General features: G+C 73.7%; 22 protein-coding genes. 11 read left to right on the top strand and 11 right to left on the bottom strand.

Annotated elements, in window-relative coordinates:
- Nucleotides 1-33: 33 nt before the first annotated feature.
- Both ilvN and ACVJO7_RS16540 read right to left on the bottom strand, forming a co-directional pair.
- Nucleotides 34-543 (bottom strand): acetolactate synthase small subunit, encoded by a 510-nt coding sequence (gene ilvN / locus ACVJO7_RS16545; RefSeq protein WP_344027366.1) that lies wholly within the window; start codon nt 541-543, stop codon nt 34-36.
- Complete coding sequence (locus ACVJO7_RS16540) at nt 540-2,501, bottom strand: acetolactate synthase large subunit (RefSeq protein ID WP_491673597.1); 1,962 nt, start codon at nt 2,499-2,501, stop codon at nt 540-542. The genes ilvN and ACVJO7_RS16540 overlap by 4 nt, the downstream gene beginning before the upstream one ends.
- Before the next feature lie 264 nt (nt 2,502-2,765).
- Between ACVJO7_RS16540 and ACVJO7_RS16535 the strand changes: the two genes are divergently transcribed.
- The 4 genes from ACVJO7_RS16535 to ACVJO7_RS16520 all read left to right on the top strand — a co-directional run bounded on the left by ACVJO7_RS16535 (nt 2,766) and on the right by ACVJO7_RS16520 (nt 6,670).
- A complete protein-coding gene (locus ACVJO7_RS16535) occupies nt 2,766-3,284 on the top strand; it encodes a PH domain-containing protein (protein WP_491673596.1) in 519 nt (172 codons plus the stop codon).
- 70 nt (nt 3,285-3,354) lie between these two features.
- A complete protein-coding gene (locus tag ACVJO7_RS16530; protein ID WP_491673595.1) occupies nt 3,355-3,639 on the top strand; it encodes a hypothetical protein in 285 nt (94 codons plus the stop codon).
- 197 nt (nt 3,640-3,836) lie between these two features.
- On the top strand, nt 3,837-5,678 hold the full coding sequence (ilvD, locus tag ACVJO7_RS16525) for a dihydroxy-acid dehydratase (protein ID WP_491673594.1): 1,842 nt from the start codon (nt 3,837-3,839) through the stop codon (nt 5,676-5,678).
- An 8-nt stretch (nt 5,679-5,686) separates the two neighbouring features.
- The gene (locus tag ACVJO7_RS16520) at nt 5,687-6,670 is read left to right on the top strand and encodes an aldo/keto reductase (RefSeq protein WP_491673593.1); all 984 of its coding nucleotides are present in this window, start codon (nt 5,687-5,689) and stop codon (nt 6,668-6,670) included.
- Nucleotides 6,671-6,679: 9 nt separating this feature from the next.
- Here ACVJO7_RS16520 and ACVJO7_RS16515 read toward each other — a convergent pair whose 3' ends face one another.
- From ACVJO7_RS16515 to ACVJO7_RS16505, 3 genes are all read right to left on the bottom strand, one after another.
- Nucleotides 6,680-7,612, bottom strand: coding sequence for a phosphotransferase (locus tag ACVJO7_RS16515; RefSeq protein WP_491673592.1), 933 nt, complete (start codon nt 7,610-7,612; stop codon nt 6,680-6,682).
- Nucleotides 7,609-8,214 carry a DoxX family protein gene (locus tag ACVJO7_RS16510; protein ID WP_491673591.1) on the bottom strand — a complete coding sequence of 202 codons (606 nt, stop codon included), beginning with the start codon at nt 8,212-8,214 and terminating at the stop codon, nt 7,609-7,611. The genes ACVJO7_RS16515 and ACVJO7_RS16510 overlap by 4 nt, the downstream gene beginning before the upstream one ends.
- A gap of 62 nt (nt 8,215-8,276) precedes the next feature.
- The gene (locus ACVJO7_RS16505) at nt 8,277-9,194 is read right to left on the bottom strand and encodes a 2-hydroxyacid dehydrogenase (RefSeq protein WP_491673590.1); all 918 of its coding nucleotides are present in this window, start codon (nt 9,192-9,194) and stop codon (nt 8,277-8,279) included.
- Nucleotides 9,195-9,248: 54 nt separating this feature from the next.
- On the opposite strand from ACVJO7_RS16505, the gene ACVJO7_RS16500 reads away from it, so the two are divergent.
- On the top strand, nt 9,249-10,358 hold the full coding sequence (locus ACVJO7_RS16500) for a PQQ-dependent sugar dehydrogenase (RefSeq protein ID WP_491673589.1): 1,110 nt from the start codon (nt 9,249-9,251) through the stop codon (nt 10,356-10,358).
- Between the two features lie 68 nt (nt 10,359-10,426).
- Here ACVJO7_RS16500 and gatB read toward each other — a convergent pair whose 3' ends face one another.
- From gatB to gatC, 3 genes are read right to left on the bottom strand one after another with little or no spacing between them, the layout of a single operon-like run.
- Entirely contained in the window at nt 10,427-11,932 is a 1,506-nt protein-coding gene (gene gatB / locus ACVJO7_RS16495) for an Asp-tRNA(Asn)/Glu-tRNA(Gln) amidotransferase subunit GatB (protein ID WP_491673588.1), read from the bottom strand.
- A complete protein-coding gene (gene gatA, locus ACVJO7_RS16490; protein WP_491673587.1) occupies nt 11,929-13,446 on the bottom strand; it encodes an Asp-tRNA(Asn)/Glu-tRNA(Gln) amidotransferase subunit GatA in 1,518 nt (505 codons plus the stop codon). Before gatA ends, gatB begins: the two co-directional genes overlap by 4 nt.
- Nucleotides 13,443-13,766, bottom strand: a complete 324-nt coding sequence (gatC, locus tag ACVJO7_RS16485) for an Asp-tRNA(Asn)/Glu-tRNA(Gln) amidotransferase subunit GatC (protein WP_491673586.1) — start codon at nt 13,764-13,766, stop codon at nt 13,443-13,445. Before gatC ends, gatA begins: the two co-directional genes overlap by 4 nt.
- 384 nt (nt 13,767-14,150) lie before the next feature.
- Here gatC and ACVJO7_RS16480 point away from each other — a divergent pair, with 384 nt between their 5' ends.
- Nucleotides 14,151-14,807 carry an ACT domain-containing protein gene (locus ACVJO7_RS16480; protein WP_344027343.1) on the top strand — a complete coding sequence of 219 codons (657 nt, stop codon included), beginning with the start codon at nt 14,151-14,153 and terminating at the stop codon, nt 14,805-14,807.
- 85 nt (nt 14,808-14,892) lie between these two features.
- On the opposite strand, the gene ACVJO7_RS16475 is transcribed toward ACVJO7_RS16480, so the two are convergent.
- Nucleotides 14,893-15,612, bottom strand: coding sequence for a 3-keto-5-aminohexanoate cleavage protein (locus ACVJO7_RS16475; RefSeq protein ID WP_085910994.1), 720 nt, complete (start codon nt 15,610-15,612; stop codon nt 14,893-14,895).
- 210 nt (nt 15,613-15,822) lie between these two features.
- Nucleotides 15,823-18,183, bottom strand: coding sequence for an NAD-dependent DNA ligase LigA (gene ligA / locus ACVJO7_RS16470; RefSeq protein WP_491673585.1), 2,361 nt, complete (start codon nt 18,181-18,183; stop codon nt 15,823-15,825).
- 77 nt (nt 18,184-18,260) lie between these two features.
- Between ligA and ACVJO7_RS16465 the strand changes: the two genes are divergently transcribed.
- From ACVJO7_RS16465 to ACVJO7_RS16450, 4 genes are all read left to right on the top strand, one after another.
- Nucleotides 18,261-18,686 carry an ankyrin repeat domain-containing protein gene (locus ACVJO7_RS16465; protein WP_491673584.1) on the top strand — a complete coding sequence of 142 codons (426 nt, stop codon included), beginning with the start codon at nt 18,261-18,263 and terminating at the stop codon, nt 18,684-18,686.
- 126 nt (nt 18,687-18,812) lie between these two features.
- Nucleotides 18,813-19,193 carry a VOC family protein gene (locus ACVJO7_RS16460; RefSeq protein ID WP_491673583.1) on the top strand — a complete coding sequence of 127 codons (381 nt, stop codon included), beginning with the start codon at nt 18,813-18,815 and terminating at the stop codon, nt 19,191-19,193.
- Nucleotides 19,194-19,217: 24 nt separating this feature from the next.
- A complete protein-coding gene (locus ACVJO7_RS16455; protein ID WP_491673582.1) occupies nt 19,218-20,819 on the top strand; it encodes a peptide chain release factor 3 in 1,602 nt (533 codons plus the stop codon).
- A 13-nt stretch (nt 20,820-20,832) separates the two neighbouring features.
- Nucleotides 20,833-21,231 (top strand): ester cyclase, encoded by a 399-nt coding sequence (locus tag ACVJO7_RS16450; protein ID WP_491673581.1) that lies wholly within the window; start codon nt 20,833-20,835, stop codon nt 21,229-21,231.
- Nucleotides 21,232-21,303: 72 nt separating this feature from the next.
- On the opposite strand, the gene ACVJO7_RS16445 is transcribed toward ACVJO7_RS16450, so the two are convergent.
- Complete coding sequence (locus tag ACVJO7_RS16445) at nt 21,304-21,699, bottom strand: hypothetical protein (protein WP_491673580.1); 396 nt, start codon at nt 21,697-21,699, stop codon at nt 21,304-21,306.
- A 135-nt stretch (nt 21,700-21,834) separates the two neighbouring features.
- Here ACVJO7_RS16445 and ACVJO7_RS16440 point away from each other — a divergent pair, with 135 nt between their 5' ends.
- Nucleotides 21,835-22,614 (top strand): isocitrate lyase/PEP mutase family protein, encoded by a 780-nt coding sequence (locus ACVJO7_RS16440; RefSeq protein WP_491673579.1) that lies wholly within the window; start codon nt 21,835-21,837, stop codon nt 22,612-22,614.
- The last annotated feature ends 17 nt before the right edge of the window (nt 22,615-22,631 follow it).

Genomic DNA, 22,631 nt, shown 5'->3' with positions numbered 1-22,631 from the left:
ACGGTTCCTCTCGGAGGGGTGTGTGACGTCTGTCTAGCGGACGGAGGCCGCGGTGATGGAGCGGGGGCCGCGGCCCACCGCGACCATCCCGGACTTGACCATCTCGCGGATTCCGTAGGGCTCCAGCATCCGGAGCAGGGCGCCGAGCTTGTCGGCGGTGCCGGTGGCCTCGACCGTGACGGCCTCCGGGGACACGTCGACGACCTTCGCCCGGAACAGCTGGACGGTCTCGAGCACCTGGCTGCGCACGGTCGCGTCGGCCCGGACCTTGACCAGCAGCAGCTCGCGCTGCACCGAGGCGTCCGGCTCCAGCTCGACGATCTTGATGACGTGCACGAGCTTGTTCAGCTGCTTGGTGACCTGCTCCATCGGGAGCTCGTCGACCTCGACCACGATCGTCATCCGGGAGATGTCCGGGTGCTCGGTCGGGCCGACCGCCAGCGAGTTGATGTTGAAGCCGCGGCGGGAGAACAGGCCGGAGACCCGGGCCAGGACACCGGGCTTGTCCTCGACGAGGACCGACAGGGTGTGCAGCTCGCTCATCGGTCGTTCTCCGCTTCGGACAGGGCCTTCTCGGTCACATCCGCGACCTCGTCGACCGACGCGGCCAGCTCGTCGTTGTCGAACTCGGGCCGGATGTCGCGGGCGACCTTGATCTCGTCGTTGCTGGTGCCCGCGGCGACCATCGGCCAGACCTGCGCGTCGGCGCCGACCACGAACTCGACGACGACCGGCCGGTCGTCGATCTCCATCGCCTGGTGGATGACCCGGTCGACGTCCTCCTTCGACTCGACCCGCAGCCCCACGCAGCCCATCGCCTCGGCCAGCATCGGGAAGTCCGGGATGCGCAGCTTGTGCGTGTTGAGATCGGTGTTGGAGTAGCGCTCGCCGTAGAACAGGTTCTGCCACTGGCGGACCATGCCCAGGTTGCCGTTGTTGATCACGGCGACCTTGATCGGGATGCCCTCGATGGCGCAGGTGGCGAGCTCCTGGTTGGTCATCTGGAAGCAGCCGTCGCCGTCGATGCACCACACGACGGTGTCCGGCTCGCCGACCTTGGCGCCCATCGCGGCCGGGACCGCGTAGCCCATGGTGCCGAGCCCGCCCGAGTTGAGCCAGGTGCGCGGCTTCTCGTAGCGGACGAACTGGGCGGCCCACATCTGGTGCTGGCCGACGCCGGCGGTGTAGATCGCGTCCGGGCCGGCGATGGCGCCGATCCGCTCGATCACGAACTCCGGCGAGAGCGCACCGTCGGCCGGCTCGGTCCAGCCGAGCGGGTACCGGTCGCGCAGCCCGCCGACCTGCCGCCACCAGGCGGTCAGGTCCGGCTCGCCGTGCTGGGCGCGGTCGGCCCGGACCGCCTCGATCAGCTCGGTCAGGACCTCCTTGCAGTCCCCGACGATCGGCACGTCGGCCCGCCGGTTCTTGGAGATCTCGGCCGGGTCGATGTCGGCGTGCACGACCTTCGCGTCCGGGGCGAAGCTCTCCAGCTTGCCGGTGACCCGGTCGTCGAACCGGGACCCGAGCGCGACCAGCAGGTCGGACCGCTGCATCGAGGCGACCGCGGCGACGGTGCCGTGCATGCCCGGCATGCCCAGGTGCTGCGGGTGGCTGTCCGGGAAGACGCCGCGGGCCATCAGGGTGGTGACGACCGGCGCACCGGTCAGCTCCGCCAGCTCCTTCAGCTCCGCCGACGCCTCCGCCTTGAGCACGCCACCGCCGACGTAGAGCACCGGCTTGCGGGACTCCCGGATCAGCCGGGCGGCCTCGCGGATCTGCTTGCCGTGCGGCCGGGTCGTCGGCCGGTAGCCGGGCAGCTGCAGCTCCGGGGGCCAGGAGAACGTGGTCTGCTCCTGCAGCACGTCCTTCGGGATGTCCACCAGGACCGGCCCGGGCCGGCCGGTGGACGCCAGGTGGAAGGCCTCGGCGATCGCGCGCGGGATCTCCGCGGCGTCGGTCACCAGCATGTTGTGCTTGGTCACCGGCAGGGTGATGCCGGTGATGTCGGCCTCCTGGAAGGCGTCGGTGCCGATCAGCGGCCGGGTCTGCTGACCGGTGATCGCGACCAGCGGCACCGAGTCCATGTGCGCGTCCGCGATCGGCGTGACCAGGTTCGTCGCACCCGGGCCCGAGGTCGCCATGCAGACCCCGACCTTGCCGGTGGCCTGGGCGTAGCCGGTGGCGGCGTGCCCGGCGCCCTGCTCGTGCCGGACCAGGATGTGCCGCACCTTCGTCGAGTCGAGCAGCGGATCGTAGGCCGGGAGGATGGTGCCGCCCGGCAGCCCGAAGACCACCTCGCAGCCGATCTCCTCGAGCGAGCGCACCAGGGACTGGGCCCCGCTCATCGGCTCGTCGACGATCCGCGGGCCGGGCACCGTGGTGTCCGGGGTCACCGCGCCGTGGCTGCGGGGGGCCGGATCGGTGCGCGGCACGGTGGGCCGGCCCGGCGGCGGGCCGGGTTTCGGGCCGGGCGCGCCGGACCTGGAGTGGGCGGTGGTCATCTGGGTCTGCCTCGCTGGAGATCGTTGTCGATCAGATGCCGGACATGAAAAAACCCCCGCCGCCCGGAGATCCGGGCTCCTGCGAGGGTGAGCGCGTCGTCGTGCCGTTCGAAGGAGTCGAACTCAGGCGGCGACGCGCCCGGGAAGTACGATAATTCGAACGTCGAACATGGTCCGACGCTAGCACGTGTCCCACGCGCGTCGTCAAACGGCCCCACCCGAGCGGGGCCGCGGGCGTCCGTCCGGCGGTGTCACACTGGAGTCGTGAGCAGCACCGACGACCGCGAGGCCGCCGAGACCGCCCCGGCCGGGGAGCCGACCCCCGCCGCCGGGCCCGTCCAGCATGTGGACGTCGGCGTCGCCTACACACCCCGGGTCCGCGACGAGGGCCGCAAGGTCCGGGAGGGCACCCGCCGGCTGGTGCTGAAACCGTCCCGGCTGACCATCGTGGTGGCGCTGTTCGCCGCCGTCGGCGGCCTGCCGCTGTACTTCAGCGTGCCGTACTTCTGGCTGTTCCTGCTGGTGCCGGTCGCGGTGACGGTGTGGGTGCTGCGGATCCGCACCACGGTGGACCCGTCGACGGTGGCGGTGCGGACCCTCACCGGGTCGCGCACGGTCGCCTGGGACGAGGTGCGCGGCCTGCGCCTGGGGAAGCGGTCGTCGGTGAGCGCGGTGCTCTCCGGCGACGACGAGCTCGTGCTGCCCGCGGTGCACGTGCGGGACCTGCCCGCGCTGTCGGTCGCCTCCGGCGGGCGGTTCGCCGACCCGGTCGGCGAGGACTGAGACCGGATCCGCCGTTCGGCCCCGCGGCCGCGGGCGGTGCCCTACCCTCGCCGCCATGTCGTCGCCCGGGATGGACCGCTCCGAGCTCGACCGCCGGGTGCGGCGGCAGGGCGCCGACATCGACGCCCTCTACGAGATCAGTACCCGGATCGAGGGCAAGGTCGACTCGGTGGACCGGCGGGTCGGTTCGGTGGAAATCGGGCTGCAGGAGCTCAGCAGCTCCGTGGACCGGCGCTTCGACGCCGTGGACCAACGCTTCGACGCCGTGGACCAACGCTTCGACGGGGTCGGCCAACGCCTCGACGGGATCGACCGCCAGCTCGAGGCGATCCTCACGATCCTCCGCGCGCGCTGAGGACGCTCCCCGGCCCGCCCGCGCGCCCGCCCGTGGGCGTACCGTGGGGACGAACGGCACGTACGGACCCCCGGGCGTCGATCCGCCCGCCCGCGCGCGCCGCCCCGGGCCGGTGCGCCCCACCACGCGACACCACTGCGACGTGCGCGCCCGCCCGGCCGCCCGCACCATCCAGAACACGTCTGGAGATCCACGACATGCCCGCCCTGCGCTCCCGCGTCACCACCCACGGCCGCAACGCCGCCGGAGCGCGCTCGCTCTGGCGCGCCACCGGCATGGGCGACGACGACTTCGGCAAGCCGATCGTCGCGATCGCCAACTCCTACACCCAGTTCGTGCCCGGCCACGTGCACCTCAAGGACATGGGTGACCTGGTCGCGAGCGCGATCACCGAGGCGGGCGGGGTCTCCAAGGAGTTCAACACCATTGCCGTCGACGACGGCATCGCGATGGGCCACGGCGGGATGCTCTACTCGCTGCCCAGCCGCGAGATCATCGCCGACGCGGTCGAGTACATGGTCAACGGCCACGCGGCCGACGCGCTGGTCTGCATCTCGAACTGCGACAAGATCACCCCGGGCATGCTGAACGCCGCGATGCGGCTCAACATCCCGACCGTGTTCGTCTCCGGCGGGCCGATGGAGGCCGGCAAGGCGGTCGTCGTCGGCGGGGTCGCGCAGGCACCCACCGACCTGATCACCGCGATCGCCGCGTCGGCGTCGTCCGAGGTGGACGAGGAGGGCCTGGCCGAGGTCGAGCGCTCGGCCTGCCCGACCTGCGGGTCGTGCTCGGGCATGTTCACCGCGAACTCGATGAACTGCCTGACCGAGGCGCTCGGGCTGTCGCTGCCCGGCAACGGATCCACCCTCGCCACCCACGCGGCCCGCCGCGAGCTGTTCCTGAACGCCGGGCGCACCGTGATGGACCTCGCCACCCGCTGGTACCGCGACGACGACGCCTCGGCGCTGCCGCGCAGCATCGCCACCCGCGAGGCGTTCGAGAACGCGATGGCGCTCGACGTCGCGATGGGCGGTTCGACGAACACCGTCCTGCACATCCTGGCCGCAGCCCAGGAGGGCGAGATCGACTTCGATCTCGCCGCCATCGACGCGGTCTCGCGGCGGGTGCCCTGCCTGAGCAAGGTCGCGCCGAACTCGGACTACCACATGGAGGACGTCCACCGGGCCGGTGGCATCCCGGCCCTGCTGGGCGAGCTGTGGCGGGCCGGGCTGCTCAACACCGGTGTGCACACCGTGCACTCCCCCACCCTGGAGCAGTGGCTCACCGAGTGGGACATCCGGTCGGCGAACCCGTCGGAGACGGCGGTCGAGCTGTACCACGCGGCACCCGGCGGGGTCCGGACCACGCAGGCGTTCTCGACCGAGAACCGCTGGTCGTCGCTGGACACCGATGCCGCGGGCGGCTGCATCCGGGACCTGGAGCACGCCTACTCCGCCGACGGCGGCCTGGCCGTGCTGCGCGGCAACCTGGCCGTCGACGGAGCAGTGATCAAGACCGCCGGGATCCCGGAGGACATCTGGGAGTTCGAGGGCCCGGCCGTCGTCCTGGAGAGCCAGGAGGACGCGGTCTCGGCGATCCTGCGCAAGGACATCAAGCCCGGTGACGTGCTGGTGATCCGCTACGAGGGCCCCTCGGGCGGGCCGGGCATGCAGGAGATGCTGCACCCGACCGCGTTCCTCAAGGGCGCGGGGCTCGGCAAGGCGTGCGCGCTGATCACCGACGGCCGGTTCTCCGGTGGCTCGTCGGGCATCTCGGTCGGGCACATCTCCCCCGAGGCCGCGGCGGGCGGGACGATCGGGCTGGTGGAGAACGGCGACCGGGTCCGGCTCGACGTGCGCGCCCGCTCGCTGGAGCTGCTGATCGAGCCGGAGGTGCTCGCCGACCGGCGGGCCAAGATGGAGGCGTCCGAGCGGCCGTGGCAGCCGGTGGACCGGCAGCGGACCGTGTCCAAGGCGCTCCGGGCGTACGCGCACATGGCGACCAGCGCCGACACCGGCGCCGTCCGCCGGATCCCCTGAGCGCCGGCATGGGCATCGGGACCCGCACGCTCGGGTCGCTGACGGTCTCCGCACAGGGCCTGGGCTGCATGGGCATGAGCCAGGGCTACGGCGCGGGCGACGACACCGAGTCGATCGCGACGATCCACCGCGCGCTCGAGCTCGGCGTCACCCTGCTGGACACCGCGAACGTGTACGGCGGCGGCGGCAACGAGGAGCTCGTCGGCCGGGCGATCGCCGGTCGGCGGGACGAGGTGGTGCTGGCGACGAAGTTCGGGATCGTCCGCGACGCCGCCGGCAACCAGGCCGCGCAGGGCGACCCGGCCTACGTGCACCGCTGCATCGACGAGTCGCTGCGCCGGCTCGGGGTCGACCACGTCGACCTGTACTACCAGCACCGGATCGACCCGGACGTCCCGGTGGAGGACACCGTCGGCGCGCTCGTCGAGCTGATCGAGGCGGGCAAGATCCGGCACTACGGGCTGTCCGAGTGCGGCGCGGACACGGTCCGTCGTGCGCACGCCGTGCACCCACCGGCCGCGGTGCAGTCCGAGTGGTCGCTGTGGACCCGCGGCATCGAGGACGCCGTCGCGCCGGTGTGCGCGGAGCTCGGCGTCGGGATCGTGCCGTTCTCCCCGCTCGGGCGCGGGTTCCTCACCGGGGCGATCACCTCGCCCGGGCAGCTCGGCGAGGGTGACATGCGGCGTGGCATGCCCCGCTTCTCCGAGGAGAACCTGGCCGCCAACCTGGCGATCGTGGACGCCCTGCGGGCCGTCGCGGAGCGCCGCGGGGTGACCGCCGGGCAGCTCGCGCTGGCCTGGGTGCAGGCCCGCGGTGAGCACGTCGTCCCGATCCCGGGGACGAAGCGGCGCCGCTACCTGGAGGAGAACGTCGCCGCCGCGGAGCTGGAGCTCACCGCCGACGAGCTCGCCGAGATCGAGCGCGCGGCGCCGGCCGACGCGGTGGCCGGTGAGCGCTACCCGGCGCACCTGCAGCGCAACGTGGGTCGCTGATCCGGTCGTTCACCGGAGCCGTCGCCCACCCAGTGCGTCGTCGAGCTCGGCGAGCGCCGCGGACGCGGCCCGGACCATCGAGCTGACCCGCTCCGGGCCCTGGTGGTCGGCCGCGAACGGCAGGTACTGCAGGTGCGCCGCGATCCGCGCCCAGGCCGACTCGACGGCGACCATCGCGGGCGGGTCGGGCGCGCCGAGCGCGGCGTGCATGGTGTCGCGGTACAGCTGCGGGACCGGCTCGGCCGGGGCGTCCGCGGGCCCGTCGGGCGGCGGCGCGGCGAGCACCACGGCGTCCAGCGACCCGGGTGCGACGCGGGCGTTCCCCCAGTCCAACAGCACGCTCCCGGACGGTCCGGTGTGCACGTTCCCGCGGTGCGCGTCGCCGTGGCAAAGCGTGCGGGGCAGCGCGGCGAGCGCGGTGCCGATCCGGTCGTCGGTCGCCCAGGTCCGGACGACGGCGTCGGCGTCGAGATGGGCCTGCCGGCCGTCCGGGTCCCGGACGGCGGCCGCCTGCAGGCCCATCGAGGCGAGTGCGCACAGCCGCCCCCACCAGGTCGGATCGACGACCGGGATGCCGCGCGGCCGGTTCCGCCGCCAGTGCGCGTGCACCAGCGCCAGGGTGCGCCAGGCGTCGTCGGGGACCGGGGTGCCGGGGGGCAGCGGACCGCCGGTCTCGTGCGCGAGCACGATCCACCCGTCGCCGGTGACCAGCAGCCGGGGCACCCGCATCGGGCCGTTGACGACGGCGACCGCGCGCAGCGCCGCGACCTCCTCGGCACCGGCCGCCTTCAGCACCACCGACGAGCCGTCGTCGAGGTCGATCCGCTCGACCGCCGCCGAGGCGTAGCCGCCGGCCAGCGGTTCCCGGCCGACGACCCGCACCTCGTGCCGCAGCCGCGTCGCGAGCGGGCCGAGCCAGACGTCGTCGGGTGGTGCCGTCATCGACGCAGCACGAACAGGGCCAGCAGGGCGACCCCCACCCCGATGACGAGCGCGAGCACCGACCAGGGCAGCGGGCGGCGCTGGTAGGTGCGGCCCGCGTCGAGCGCGATCCGGCCGGCACCGGTGAACAGCAGTGCGGCGACACCGCCGCCGAGCAACAGGTGCAGCTCCAGGGAGTTCGGGCCGTCCGCGGCGAACAGCGGCACCACCGGGCCGTCCGGCCCGAGCGACAGCACGATCGCGACGATCTTGGTGGCGAGCAGCCCGGCCGCCGCGAACGGGGTGAGCAGGCCCAGGACCAGCAACGCGCCGAGGACGAGCTGCCCGACGCCGAGCACCCAGGCCAGCGGCAGCGCGAACGCAGTGAACCCGAGCCCGTCGAGCGCCTCGGCGGTGCCGGCCGGGCCGAGCCCGCCGAGCAGGCCGAACACCTTCTGCACGCCGTGCGCGACGAAGCTCCCGCCGACCACGACGCGCAGGATCAACAGCCCGATGTCCGACGAGACGTGCGCCGGTACCGGCAACCGTTCCGGCCGTGTCCGCTCCGGCGGTTCGTCACCGGAGACACTGCCCCAGTCGTATTGCTGCGTGGGCCCGCTCATACCGCGGACCCTACCGGCGGGTGGGCCGCCCACCTGCGGGTTTCCCCCGGCGCGTCCCCCGACTAATAGGCACCGGTGACCAGGTTCGGCGGCTCGTCACCGGCGGCGAACGCGGCCAGCTGCTCGGCCGCGACGCCGTACGCGCGGCGCATCGCCAGCGGGACGCTGCCCCCGACGTGCGGGGTGAGCAGCAGACCCGGCGCGGAGAACAGCGGGTGCCCCTCCGGGAGCGGCTCCGGATCGGTGACGTCGACGGCCGCGCGCAGCCGGCCGGAGTTCAGCTCGGCGAGCAGTGCGTCGGTGTCGCACACCGGGCCGCGGGCGCCGTTGACCAGCAGCGCGCCGTCCGGCATCGCGGCCAGGAACTCCGCGTCGACCATGCCGCGGGTCTCGTCGGTGAGCGGGACGATCAGCACCGTCGCGTCGTGCCCGGGCAGCAGCTGCGGCAGCTCGTCCCAGCCGTGCACGCCGTCCCGGGCGGTGCGGCCGACCATGGTGATCTCGACCTCGAACGGTTCGAGCCGGGCCCTGGTCTTCGCGCCGACGTCACCCGCGCCGACGATCAGGATCCTCTTGCCGGCCAGCTCCTCGGTGCGGTGATAGTCCCACTCGCCACGCTCCTGGGCGAGCACGAACCGGTCGAGGTGCCGGTAGACCGCCAGCAGCACCGCCACCACCCACTCGGCGGTCGCGCCGCCGTGCGCACCACGGCCGTCGGACAGCGCGACGCCGTCGGGCAGCCTCCCGATCCAGGCCTCGGCACCCGCGGTGAGGAGCTGGACGATCTTCAGCTCCGGCATTCCCTCGGTCAGCGCGATCGCATCCGAGGTCGCGAGGAAGGGCGGCACGAGGGCGGTGGCGGTGGCCGCCTGGGCGGGCAGCGGCTGCTGCGGGTCGTAGAGGACCGGGTGCAGGCCGTCCACCTCGGACAGGATCTCGATTCCTTCGGCCTGGGGCACCAGAACGGTCACGGGGCTCATGCCCCGGACCGTACTCACCCGGCGCTCACCTCGCCCCGCCTACCGTGGACCCTCGTGAACGTCCGCCTGCTGCTGACCGTCGCGGCGCTGCTCGTGCTCGTGACCGGTTGCGCGACGTTCCCGGACGAGGGCGCCCGGGACTGGCGGCCGCAGGCGGAGGGCGAGGGCGAGCTGGGCGGTCCGCCGCAGATCGCGCCGACCGAGCCGCCGCCGACCGAGCCGGCGCCCGGCCCGCAGCAACAGCAGCAGGCGCCGCCGCCGGCCGGGCCGTGCGAAGACCCGGATCCGCAGGTGGTCGCGGCCTGCCTGGGCCCGGTCGGTGCGATCGCCGTGCTGCCCCCCGGCGACCAGGCGCTGGTCGCCGAGCGCCGGACCGGGCGGGTGCTGCAGGTGCGCCGCGGTGCGGACCCGGTGGAGATCGCGACCGTGCCGGTCGATCCGGCCACCGGGATCAACGGCCTGGTGCTCTCCCCCGGCTACGCCGAGGACCGGCTGCTCTACGTGCTGGCCGGGACCCCCGATGGCGGGCAGGTGCTGCGGATCGCGCCCGGCGAGGAGCCGAAGCCGGTGCTGACCGGGCTGCCGAACACGGCGGGCGGGGGGCTCGCGGCCGACGACGCCCATCTGGTCGTCGCCACCGGAGCGGGCGACGGCCCGCTGGCCGGCGCGGTGCTGCGGATCGACACGCTCGGCCGGCCGGCTCCGGGGAACCCCGATCCCGCGTCACCGGTGCTGGCCCGCGGCCTCACCGATCCGGGCGGGATCTGCGTGGATCCGGCCGCGGACACCACCTGGGTGACCGACCGGGCCCCGGCCCGCGACGTCCTCTACCGGGTGGGCCGGGGAACGCTCGGGGCTCCGGCCTGGACATGGCCGGAGCGGCCCGGTGTCACGGGCTGCACCGTGCTGCCCGGCACGCTGGTGGTGGCCCAGTCCGGCGCCGAGGCGCTGTTCCTGCTCACCCCGGGCCGCGACGGCGCGTTCACCGGAGACCCGAAGCCCGTCCTGGAGGAGATCTATGGGGCGGTCGGCGAGGTGACCCGCGCCCCCGACGGCCTGCTCTGGCTCGGCACCGTCAACCGTGACGGCCCCGCCCCGGGCCGCACCGACGACCGGGTGGTGCGCATCCAGCCGCCCACCGGGGGCGGCGAGTCCGCGATCTGAGGTTCGCACCCGGCCGCCCCGGTCCGCACCTGCTGCGGCGGGTGCGGACCGGGGCGACGGGGTGCGGGCTAGGCGCCGACGCGCTCGACGACCAGCTCGCGCACGCGCTTGGCGTCGGCCTGGCCCTTGGTGGCCTTCATGACCGCACCGACGATCGCACCCGCCGCCGCCACCTTGCCGCCGCGGATCTTCTCCGCGACGTCCGGCTGCTCGGCCAGGGCCGCGTCGACGGCGGCGATCAGCGCGCCCTCGTCGGAGACGACCTTCAGCCCGCGGGCCGCGACGACCTCGTCCGGGCCGCCCTCGCCGTCGAGCACGCCGTCGACGACCTGGCGGGCGAGCTTGTTGGTCAGCTCCCCGGCCGCGACCAGCTCGATCACCCGGGCGACCTGCTCCGGGGTGATCGCGAGGTCGGCGAGCTCGACCGAGCGGGTGTTGGCCTGCTGGGCGAGGTAGGACACCCACCACGAGCGGGCCTCCTGCGACGGCGCCCCGGCCGCGACGGTGGCCTCGACCAGCTCCAGCGCGCCCGCGTTGACCAGGTCACGGATCTCCTCGTCGGAGATGCCCCACTCGTCCTGGATCCGGCGGCGCCGCTCCCAGGGCAGCTCGGGCAGGGTGCCGCGCAGCTCCTCGATCCACTCCGCGCTCGGCGCGATCGGGACCAGATCGGGCTCCGGGAAGTACCGGTAGTCCTCCGAGGTCTCCTTGCGCCGCCCGGCCCGGGTGTGCCCGGTGGCCTCGTCGAAGTGCCGGGTCTCCTGGACGATCGCAGCCCCGGCGTCGAGCACGGCGGCCTGCCGGCCCATCTCGTGCCGGACCGCCCGCTCGACCGACCGCAGCGAGTTGACGTTCTTGGTCTCGGTGCGGGTGCCGAGCGTGCCGCTGCCCGCCGGGGACAGCGACAGGTTCACGTCGGCGCGCATCGAGCCCTGGTCCATCCGGACGTCGGAGACGCCGAGCGAGGAGATCAGGTCGCGCAGCGCGGTGACGTAGGCGCGGGCCACCTCGGGCGCGCGGGCGCCGGTGTCCGGGATCATCTTCGTGACGATCTCGATCAGCGGGACGCCGGCCCGGTTGTAGTCGAGCAGCGAGTGGTCGGCGCCGTGGATCCGGCCGTCCGCGCCGCCCACATGCAGCGATTTGCCGGTGTCCTCCTCCATGTGCGCCCGCTCGATCCCGATCCGGACGACCTCGCCGTCGTCGAGGGTGAGGTCCAGGAACCCGTCGACGGCGATCGGCTCGTCGTACTGGGAGGTCTGGAAGTTCTTCGGCATGTCCGGGTAGAAGTAGTTCTTCCGGGCGAACCGGCCCCAGGGGGCGATCGAGCAGTTCAGCGCCAGGCCGATCCGGATCGCCGACTCCACCGCGGTCCGGTTGACCACCGGCAGCGCGCCGGGCAGGCCCAGGCAGACCGGGCAGACCTGGGTGTTCGGCTCGGCACCGAACTCGGTCGGGCAGCCGCAGAACATCTTGGTGTTCGTCGACAGCTCCACGTGCACCTCGATGCCCAGCACGGGATCGAAGCGGGCGACGACGTCGTCGAAGTCCACGAGCTCGATGGACGCGGTCATGCGGTCACCCCTGCAACCTCCGGGACCCGAGCGATCAGCGGGCCACCCTCGTCGGCGTCGCGGGCGGCCTCGAACGCCGCCCCGACGCGGTACATCACGGCCTCACCGAGCGCGGGCGCCATGATCTGCAGCCCGGTCGGCAGCCCCTCGGAGAGCCCCGCCGGCACCGACATCCCGGCCACCCCGGCCAGGTTGGTCGGGATGGTGGCCAGGTCGTTGAGGTACATGGCCAGCGGGTCGTCGACCTTGTCCCCGATCGGGAACGGCACGGTCGGTGTGGTCGGCGAGACCAGCACGTCGGCCTGGGCGTACGCGGCGTCGAAGTCCCGGCTGATCAGCGTGCGGACCTTCTGCGCCTGGCCGTAGTAGGCGTCGTAGTAGCCGCTCGACAGCGCGTAGGTGCCGAGCATGATCCGGCGCTTCACCTCGGGTCCGAAGCCCTGCTCGCGGGTGTTGGCCATGACCTCCTCCGCGGACTTCCCTTCCGCGGCGCGCAGGCCGTAGCGCATGGCGTCGAACCGGGCCAGGTTCGACGACACCTCGCTGGGCAGGATCAGGTAGTAGGCGGCCATGCCGTACTCGAAGTGCGGGCAGGACACCTCGACCAGCTCGGCGCCGAGCTTCTCCAGCCGGCGCAGCGACGCGTCGTAGGCGGCGCGGACGCCCGGCTGGTAGCCCTCGCCGCCCAGCTCGCGGACGACGCCGACGCGCACCCCGGACAGGTCACCGGTGGCGCCCAGCTTCGCGGCCTCGACGACGGCCGGGACCGGCCGGTCGATCGAGGTGGAGTCGCGCGGGTCGTGCCCGCCGATGACCTCGTGCAGCAGCGCCGCGTCGAGCACGGTGCGGGCGCACGGCCCGCCCTGGTCCAGCGACGACGCGCAGGCCACCAGCCCGTAGCGGGACACCTGGCCGTAGGTGGGCTTGACCCCGACGGTGCCGGTGAAGGCGGCCGGCTGGCGGATCGAGCCGCCGGTGTCGGTGCCGATCGCCAGCGGCGCCTCGTACGCGGCGAGCGCCGCCGCGGAGCCGCCGCCGGAGCCGCCCGGCACCCGGGTGGTGTCCCACGGGTTGCGGGTGACCCCGTACGCCGAGTGCTCGGTGGAGGAGCCCATCGCGAACTCGTCCATGTTCGTCTTGCCGAGGACGGTGATCCCGGCGGCGCGCAGCCGTTCGGTGACGGTCGCGTCGTACGGCGGCTGCCAGCCCTCGAGGATCTTCGAGCCGCAGGTGGTGGGCATGTCGGAGGTCGTGAAGACGTCCTTGAGCGCCAGCGGCACCCCGGCCAGCGGGGAGGCGGGCTCCCCGGCGGCGAGCGCGGCGTCGGTGCGCTGCGCGGCGGCCAGTGCGGACTCCGCCCCGACGTGCAGGAAGGCGTGCACCCCGGTGTCACCGCCGTCGACGGCGGCGATCCGGTCCAGGTGCGCCTGCGCGGCCTCGACCGCGGACACCTCCCGGGAGTGGATCTTCCCGGCCAGCTCGGCCGCGGTCAGCCGGATCAGCTCGCTGCTCATGCATCCTCCCCCAGGATCCGCGGCACCCGGAAGCGTCCGTCCTCGGCGGCCGGCGCCCCGGCGAGCGCCTGCTCCTGGGTGAGGCCGGGGCGGACCTCGTCGGGCCGGAAGACGTTCTCCAGCGGCACGGCGTGCGAGGTCGGCGGGATGTCGTCGGCGGCGACCTCCCCGACCCGCGCCACCGAGCCGATGATCACGTCGAGCTGGCCGGCGAAGACGTCCAGCTCCTGCTCAGTGACGGCCAGGCGGGCCAGCCGGGCGAGGTGCGCGACCTCGTCCCGGGTGATGGCCCCGCCTGCTGCGGGGGAATCGGTGGTCATGCCCCTCCTCGGGATGGTTCTGGCTCGCGGGCCCGGGGCGGATCCGGATGCGCGGGTCCCGTCCGGCGCAGCGACGACGGTGTTGCGACCGCGGTGGGGCGGCCCGCCCGGAACACCACCCGACACGTCCGCGACGGACGCGTGCGCCGGTGTGCGGCCAAGTCTATTCCCGCCGGTCCGGCGGCCGACCGCCCCCCGGTGACCGGCCCCGCGGGTGGTGCGGGGCGGGGAGATGATGACCGGGCGGGGGCCAGGGTGGCAGGATCACTGTTCCCGCCCGGAACCCTCCGCGCCCCCAGTCGCGGACGGTCACGGCCTCGCCGCCGCGGTGCGGGTGCACCGGCATGCCACCAGGGCGTCCGAGCAGAGGGAGAGGATCCGTTCGTGTCGTTCCTGCTCCGGGTCATCCTCCCGGACAAGCCCGGAAACCTCGGGGCCGTCGCCTCCGCCCTCGGCGGGGCCGGAGCGGACATCCTCAGCGTGGACGTCGTCGAGCGCAGCGACGGGCAGGCGGTCGACGACATCGCCGTCGAGCTGTCCGCGCACCGCCCGCCGGACGTGCTGATCACCGCGGCGGAGTCGGTGCCGGGTGTCGTGGTCGAGTCGGTGCGCCCGCACACCGGGCAGCTGGACACGCACCGCGAGCTGGAGCTGCTGGACGAGATCGCCGGTGACCCGGGGCACGGGCTCGACCTGCTCGCCGCGGAGGTCCCCCGGCTGTTCCGGGCCGGCTGGGCGCTGGTCGCGGTCAGTGAGGACGGCCGGTCCTACCGGATCGCGGAGAGCTCCGCCGCACCCGAGACCCGCACCGGCGACCTGCCGTGGCTGCCGCTGGACCGGGCGATCGCGCTCGACGAGCGGCACTGGGTGCCGGAGCCCTGGCGGGCGATGGACACCGAGCTGGCGGCTGCGCCGTTCGGATCGGGCGTGCCGCCGAAGACGCTGGTGGTGGGGCGGCCGGGCGGCCCGGTGTTCCGGCCCTCCGAGCTGGCCCGGCTGGCGCACCTGGCCGGGATAGTCGCCACCGTCCTCAAAGTCTGACGCCCAGGCCACACACCCCGTGGCCCTGCCGCACACCTGCTGCGACGGGTGTGCGGCAGGGCCACGGGGTGTGTGCCGGCGGCGCTCAGACCCGGATCGACAGCGCGGTGCGGACCAGGTCGTCGTTCCCGGTGGCCAGCCAGCCGTCCGGCCGGACCAGGACGTCCTCGAAGCCGATCCGGGTGTCGATGTTGACCCGGGTCGCGTACTCCAGCACCGGCCAGGCGCCCTCCTCCTCGCCGTGCAGCAGCACGGGGACGGGCGGCTGGCCGAGCGCGCGCAGGATCCGGATGCCCTCGGCGACGGCGGTCTCCGGATCGACGACGGTGGACTCCGCGATCACCCGGCGGGTGCCCGGCGGGAGGCCGTTCTGGCGCAGGGTCACCGCGTCGCCGCTGGTCCAGACGCCCAGCTCGACGGCGATGCCGACCGACCAGGCGGCCCGGCACACGTCGGTCCAGCCCAGCTCGTGCACGTTGACGCCGCACACGTCGGGCTTGCCGGAGCCGAGCCGGCCCCAGGTCAGCACGGTCTCCACCCGGTCGGCCGGGTCCGGCTGGATCCAGCGGCCGGTCGGCACGCCGACCTCGATGCCGGGCGCCTCCTGGCGGATCAGCGCCACGACGTCGCCGACCACGGCGGGCTCGATCGTCTCCAGCCCGTCGTCGTCGCGCGGGTGGACGTGCACCGAGGTGACGCCGAGCCGGGCGACCGCGCGGGCGTCGCGGGCCAGGTGGCGCGGCAGCACCGGGAGGGCCGGATGGGCATCCGCCGGTCGTGACCCGTTGAGCGCCGCCTGCAACACCGTGTTCCTCCGCTTCGATCCGTCGACCGGTCCGTATCGGACCGTCGGACCGAGACTAGGTGGTCGACCGCGGACGACGGCGCCCGGACGCGCCACGCACCGGGTGACGTCGCCGTCCGGCAGGACCCCCGCGCCGGGCGGACACGCGCGGTGATCGAGCGGCCACCCTCGGGCGCGTCGGGCCGGCCCGTGCTGCCCGGTCCGCCGGGCTCACTCCGCCGAGGCGTGCTCCCGGGCCGCGTCCGGGCCGCGATCGAGCAGCACCTCGAACCCGGCCTCGTCAAGGACCGGGACGCCGAGCTCGACGGCCTTCTCGTACTTGGAGCCGGGTGCCTCCCCGGCCACCACGAACGCGGTCTTCTTCGACACCGACCCGGCGGCGCGGCCACCACGGGCCATGATCGACTCCTTCGCCTCGTCCCGGGACCAGCGCTCCATCGACCCGGTGATCACGATCGACAGGCCCTCCAGGAAGCGCGGGACCGAGTCGTCGATCTCGTCCTCCATCCGGACCCCGGCCGCCCGCCACTTCTGCACCACATCGCGGTGCCAGTCGACGGAGAACCAGTCGCGCACCGCGGCGGCGATGGTGGGGCCGACGCCGTCCACACCGGCGATCGGGGCGAGTGCCTCGGCGACCGCCTTCGCCCGGGCGCGCGTGGCGGCGCGCTCCTGCTTCTCGGCCTCGGCAGCGGCGGCCTCGGCGACCGCTGCCTCGGCATCCGCAGCCTCGGGCTCGGCGGCTCCGGGCTCGGCAACTCCGGGCTCGGCAACTCCGGGCTCGGCAACTCCGGGCTCGGCGGCCCCGGACTCGGCACCCCCCGACTCGGCAGCGGAGTCCTCCTCCCCCGCCGTCCCGTCGGAGACGATCGCGACCCCGGCGGCCTCGGTGCCCTCCTTCGCCTGCGCCGCGGCCCGTTCGAGGGCCTCCATCGAGCCGAACTCGCGGGCCAGCGCCTGGGCCGCGGTCGGCCCGACATGCCGGATCGACAGCCCGACCAGCACCCGCCACAGCGGCCGGTCCTTGGCCGCCTCCAGGTTCGTGAGCAGCTTGCGGCCGTTGACCGTGAGCTCGCCCTTCTGGTTGCGGAACAGCTCGGTGCGCAGCAGGTCGTCCTCGGTGAGCGAGAAGACGTCGCCCTCGTCGGTCAGCACGCCGGAGGTCAGCAGCGCCACCGCCGCCTCGTAGCCGAGCCCCTCGATGTCGAACGCGCCGCGCCCGGCGACGTGGAACAGCCGCTCCCGCAGCTGCGCCGGGCAGGAGCGGGCGTTCGGGCAGCGCCGGTCGACGTCGCCGGCCTTCTGCTGCACGAGCGCGGTGCCGCACTCCGGGCAGTGGGTCGGCATCACGAACTCGCGCTCGGTGCCGTCCCGGAGGTCGGTGACCGGGCCGAGCACCTCGGGGATCACGTCGCCCGCCTTGCGGATCACCACCCGGTCGCCGATCAGCACGCCCTTGCGGCGGACCTCGTCGGCGTTGTGCAGGGTCGCCATCTCGACCGTGGAGCCGGCGACCTTGACCGGTTCCATGACGGCGAACGGGGTGACCCGGCCGGTGCGCCCGACGTTGACCCGGATGTCGAGCAGCCGGGTGGTCGCCTGCTCCGGCGGGTACTTGTAGGCGATCGCCCAGCGCGGGAAGCGGGAGGTGGCGCCGAGCCTGCGCTGCAGCGCGACCTCGTCGACCTTGACGACGACGCCGTCGATCTCGTGCTCGACGTCGTGCCGGTGCTCGCCCCAGTACTCGACGAACTCGATCACCGCCTCGATCCCGCGGAGCACCTTGGTGCGCGGGGAGATCGGCAGCCCCCAGGCGACCAGTGCGTCGTACGCCTCGGACTGGGTGCGCGGGGTGAATCCCTCGCGGCGGCCGAGACCGTGGCAGATCAGCCGCAGGTTGCGCGACGCGGTGACCCGCGGGTCCTTCTGCCGCAGTGATCCGGCGGCGGTGTTGCGCGGGTTCGCGAACGGTTCCTTGCCCGCCTCGACCAGCGAGGCGTTGAGCCGGTCGAAGTCCTCCAGCCGGAAGTACACCTCGCCGCGCACCTCGACCAGCTCCGGCACCGGGAACTCGTCGGTGCCGGTCAGCGTGACCGGGACCTCGGCCAGGGTGCGCATGTTGAGGGTGATGTCCTCGCCGGTGCGCCCGTCCCCGCGGGTGAGCGCGCGGGTCAGCGTGCCGCGCACGTAGAGCAGGTTCACCGCGAGCCCGTCGATCTTGAGCTCGCAGAGGTAATGCAGGTTCTCGCCGACCTCCCGGGTGACCCGCTCCTGCCAGGTCCGCAGGTCCTCCGGAGAGAAGGCGTTGTCCAGCGAGAGCATCCGCTCGAGATGGTCGTGCGCGACGAACTCGGTGGAGAAGCTGCCGCCGACCCGCTGGGTCGGCGAGTCCGGCGTGGCCAGCTCCGGATGCGCCCCCTCCAGGGCGAGCAGCTCGTGCCAGAGCTCGTCGAACTGGCCGTCGGACACGACGGGCGAGTCCAGCACGTAGTAGCGGAACTGATGGTCGGCCACCTCGGCCGCCAGCTTCGCGTGCCGGTCGCGGGCCTGCCCGTCGCTCTCAGAACTCACGTCGGGCAGGTTAGCGGCGACCCCCGACAGTCACCGGCGGGCGAGCGCGACCGACCGGGCGAACCTACGGTGACCCCATGACGGACGGCGGAAGGAACGGCACCGACGGCGGCCCGGACCCGGCCGCGGTGGAGCTCGCGCACCGGCTGTTCGACCTGGCCAGGGCGGGCGCGGCAGCGGAGCTGGCCGGCTACCTCGACGCCGGGGTGCCGGTGGAGATCACCGACCCGAAGGGCGACACGCTGCTGATCCTGGCCGCGTACCACGGGCATCCGCCGATCGTCGCGGACCTGCTGGCCCGCGGCGCGGACCCGGACCGGACCAACGACCGGGGCCAGACGGCGATCGCGGCGGCACTGTTCGCCCGCTCGGCGCAGTCGGTGACGGCCCTGCTGGCGGCCGGGGCGGACCCGCACCACGGCAGCCCGAGCGCCTGGGCGACGGTCGAGTACTTCGATCTTCCCGACATGCGGGAGATCCTCGAACGCACCGTTGACAGTTAGGTCAGGCTCACCTAAGTTAAGTCATGTCGCTTCGTGGTGGGAGCGGCGCGTCAGTTCGGGACGGACGGCCCGGTCGCACCTCGGTGCGGCCGGGCCGTTCCCGTTCCTCGCGTCATGCTGGCAGACATGCTGCGTCTCGGCTTCCCCGTCGTCGGTGTCACCGATCTCGATCGCGCCGCCGCGTTCTGGTCGGCCGCCCTGCACCTGACCGTCTCCGACGAGTGGTCGAGCGCGGCCTGGCGCACCCTGACCGGACCGGACGGCGCCCGCACGCTCGGCCTGATGCGCAGCGTCTCGCCACCGGAGCCCCGGCCGCGCCTGCATCTCGACCTGTTCGTCGACACCACCGCCGAGCAGGCCAGCGAGGTCGCGCGGCTGCTCGGGCTGGGCGCCACCCGGCCGGACTGGGACGGCTACCCGGCCGATCCGGACTTCGTCGTGCTCGCCGACCCGGACGGCAACGTGTTCTGCGTCGTGGACCTGAGCCGGGCACCGTCGTCCGGCTGATCCGCCGCACCTATTCTGGGATCCGTGACCGACACGCAGGACGCGCACGTACTCGACGAGACCGCGCGCCGGCGCACGTTCGCCGTCATCTCCCATCCGGACGCCGGCAAGTCCACCCTGACCGAGGCCCTCGCGCTGCACGCGGAGGTCATCGACTCGGCGGGCGCGGTGCACGGCAAGTCCGGCCGCAAGGGCGTCACCAGCGACTGGATGGAGATGGAGCGGGCCCGCGGCATCTCGGTGTCGTCGGCGGTGCTGCAGTTCGCCTACCGCGACTGCGTCATCAACCTGCTCGACACCCCCGGTCACGGCGACTTCTCCGAGGACACCTACCGGGTGCTCGCCGCCGTCGACGCCGCGGTGATGCTGCTCGACGCTGCCAAGGGTCTCGAACCGCAGACCCTCAAGCTGTTCGACGTCTGCCGGTCCCGCGGCGTCCCGGTGGTCACCTTCGTCAACAAGTGGGACCGGCCAGGCCGGGAGGCGCTGGAGCTGCTCGACGAGGTCGAGCAGACGATCGGCCTGCGCCCGATGCCGCTGACCTGGCCGCTCGGGATCGCCGGCCAGTTCAAGGGCCTGATCGAGCGGACCACCGGCGAGTACACCGCTTTCACCCGGGCCGCCGGCGGTGCGACGAAGGCGACCGCGACCGTCGTCGACGCCGACACGATCGCCGCCCAGGAGCCGGAGTACTGGCAGACCGCGCAGGACGAGCTGGGCCTGCTCGACGAGATCGGCGCGACCTGGGACGAGAAGGACTTCCTCTCCGGCAGCGCCACCCCGGTGCTGTTCGGTTCGGCGCTGTCCAACATCGGCGTCGCCCGGCTGCTCGACTCGCTGGTCGATCTCGCCCCGGCCCCGGCCGCGCGGCCCGACGTCGAGGGGCAGGACCGCCCGCTGGACGCGCCGACGTCCGGGCTGGTGTTCAAGGTGCAGGCCGGGATGGACAAGGCGCACCGCGACCGGATGGCCTTCCTGCGGATCTGCTCGGGCCGGTTCGAGCGCGGGATGGTGCTCACGCACGCCGCCACCGGCAAGCCGTTCGCGACGAAGTACGCCCAGTCGGTGTTCGGCGCCGAGCGCAGGACCGTCGAGGAGGCGTACCCGGGCGACATCGTCGGCCTGGTCAACGCGACCGCACTGCGTCCCGGCGACACGCTCTACGCCGCCGATCCGGTCGACTTCCCGTCGATCCCGGCGTTCGCGCCCGAGCACTTCGCGGTGATCCGCGCCCGGGACGCCGGCAAGTACAAGCAGTTCCGCAAGGGCATCGAGCAACTCGGCAACGAGGCCGTCATCCAGATCCTGCGCTCGGACCTGCGCGGCGACCAGGCCCCGGTGCTGGCCGCGGTCGGTCCGCTGCAGTTCGACGTGGTCACCGGGCGGCTGGAGACCGAGTTCAACGCGCCGGTCTCGCTGGACCGGCTGCCCTACCAGGTGGCCCGGCTCACCGAGGCCGCCGCCGTCGAGCTGCTGTCCGCGCAGTCCGAGTGCGAGGTGCTGCGCCGCGACTCCGACGGCGAGTACCTGGCCCTGTTCAGCAACAAGTGGCGGATGGACATCATCGCCCGCAAGTTCCCGGACCTGCGGCTCGACGCCATGCCCGCCGGATCGTCGATCTCGTAGCGCCGGCGCTCCGATGGACGCCGGTGACGGCCCAGGAGACCAGTACCGGGCCTATCTCGCCTGCCTGAACGAGCGACGGTTCGATGACCTCGGCGGGTTCGTGCACGATCCGGTGGTCCACAACGGACGCCGGCTGTCCGTCGCCGCGTTCGGGGACCTGCTCCGCCGGGACGTCGCGGAGATCCCCGACCTGCACTACGCGATCGAGACGCTGGTGACCGACGCCGACCAGGTCGCGTGCCGGATCCGCTTCGACTGCACCCCGGCCGGGTTCCGGGGCCTGCCCGCCGCCCGGGAGCCGATCTCGTTCGTCGAGCACGCCTTCTACCGGTACGAGGCCGGGCGGATCGCCGAGATCCGATCGCTGGTCGACATGGACGCGATCCGCGACCAGCTCGGCGTCCCGCGCTGAGCGCGGCCCGGCCGGGAATCCGGTGGCCCGGCGACGTCCGCGACCGGACCCGGTACCGCATCCGGAGGGCGGTCAGGGCGGCGCGCAGGGCGGCGGCGCGGCACCGTCCGAGCCGCCCGGGGCGGCCGGCAGGGCCCCGGACAGCATGGTGATCACGAAGGCGGCCAACCAGATCAGCGCGCCGGACAGGCCGACGACGGACAGCCCCGCTGCCGAGATCGCCGTCCGGTTCCCGCGGACCCCGCCGCGGACCGCGGCCACCGTGCCCAGCACCAGCCCGCCGGCCGCGAGCACCAGCCCGCCCGAGGCGAGGGCGAGCCCCACCAGGCCCGGCGGGGCGCCGATCGACAGGGCCACCGCGACGGCGACCGCCAGCGTCCCGAGGACACCGAGCACCAGCGCGGAGGTGCCCAGACCCACTGCGGGCGCGGGGACGGACGGCGCGGCGGCGGCAGGGTCGGGGAGCACGGGCACAGCATCGCCGACTCCGGGCACCCGAGCGCGCCCCGGGAGCCCGCAGATACCCAGTTCTGGGTACACCCTCGGCAGGTGTCCGGCTGCGACCGACCGGCGGTGTGGCGGCGACCGCCCTACGGTGGCCGTATGACCTCCACCGCCGACAAGGCCACCGCGCTCCAGCAGCTGCACGCCGCGCCGGATCTGCTGCTCGTCGTCAACGTCTGGGACGCGATCACCGCCAAGGTCGTCGCCGAGACTCCCGGCACGACGGCACTGGCCACGGCCAGCCACGGCATCGCCGCGGCGCACGGCTACGCCGACGGCGAGAACATCCCGCGCGACGACATGATCGCGGCCGTCGGGCTGATCGCACGGACCGCGGGCGACCTGCCGGTGACCGCCGACCTGGAGGCGGGCTACGGCGACCCGGGCGGCACGATCGCCCGCGCGATCGACGTCGGGATCGTCGGCGCCAACCTGGAGGACCAGGTCAAGCCGCTGCGCGAGGCGGTGCAGGCGGTCGAGGCGGCCGTCGCCGCCGCCGAGAAGGCCGGCGTCGACTTCGTGCTCAACGCCCGCACCGACGCGTTCCTCAAGGCGGGCGACAAGGACCCGGCTGCCGTGCTGGACGACGCGATCGAGCGCGGCCGCGCCTACCTCGACGCCGGCGCGTCCAACTTCTTCGTGCCCGGCAAGCTGGACGAGACCCAGGTCGGACGCCTGGTCGAGGCCCTCGGCGAGCGGAAGGTGAACCTGATCGGCATCCCCGGCTCGATCCCGCTGAAGACCGCGCAGGAGCTCGGCGTCGCCCGTGTCTCCTACGGTCCGTGGAGCCAGAACGTGGCGCTCACCGCACTGGCCGAGCTGGCCGAGGACGTCTACCGCGGCGGCGGGCTGCCGGAGGGCACCCGGAAGCTGAACTGAGCGGCGGCCGGTGAGCC

This window comes from Pseudonocardia sp. DxW (genome assembly GCF_058448985.1).
This window is presented reverse-complemented; position numbering and strand designations above follow the sequence as displayed.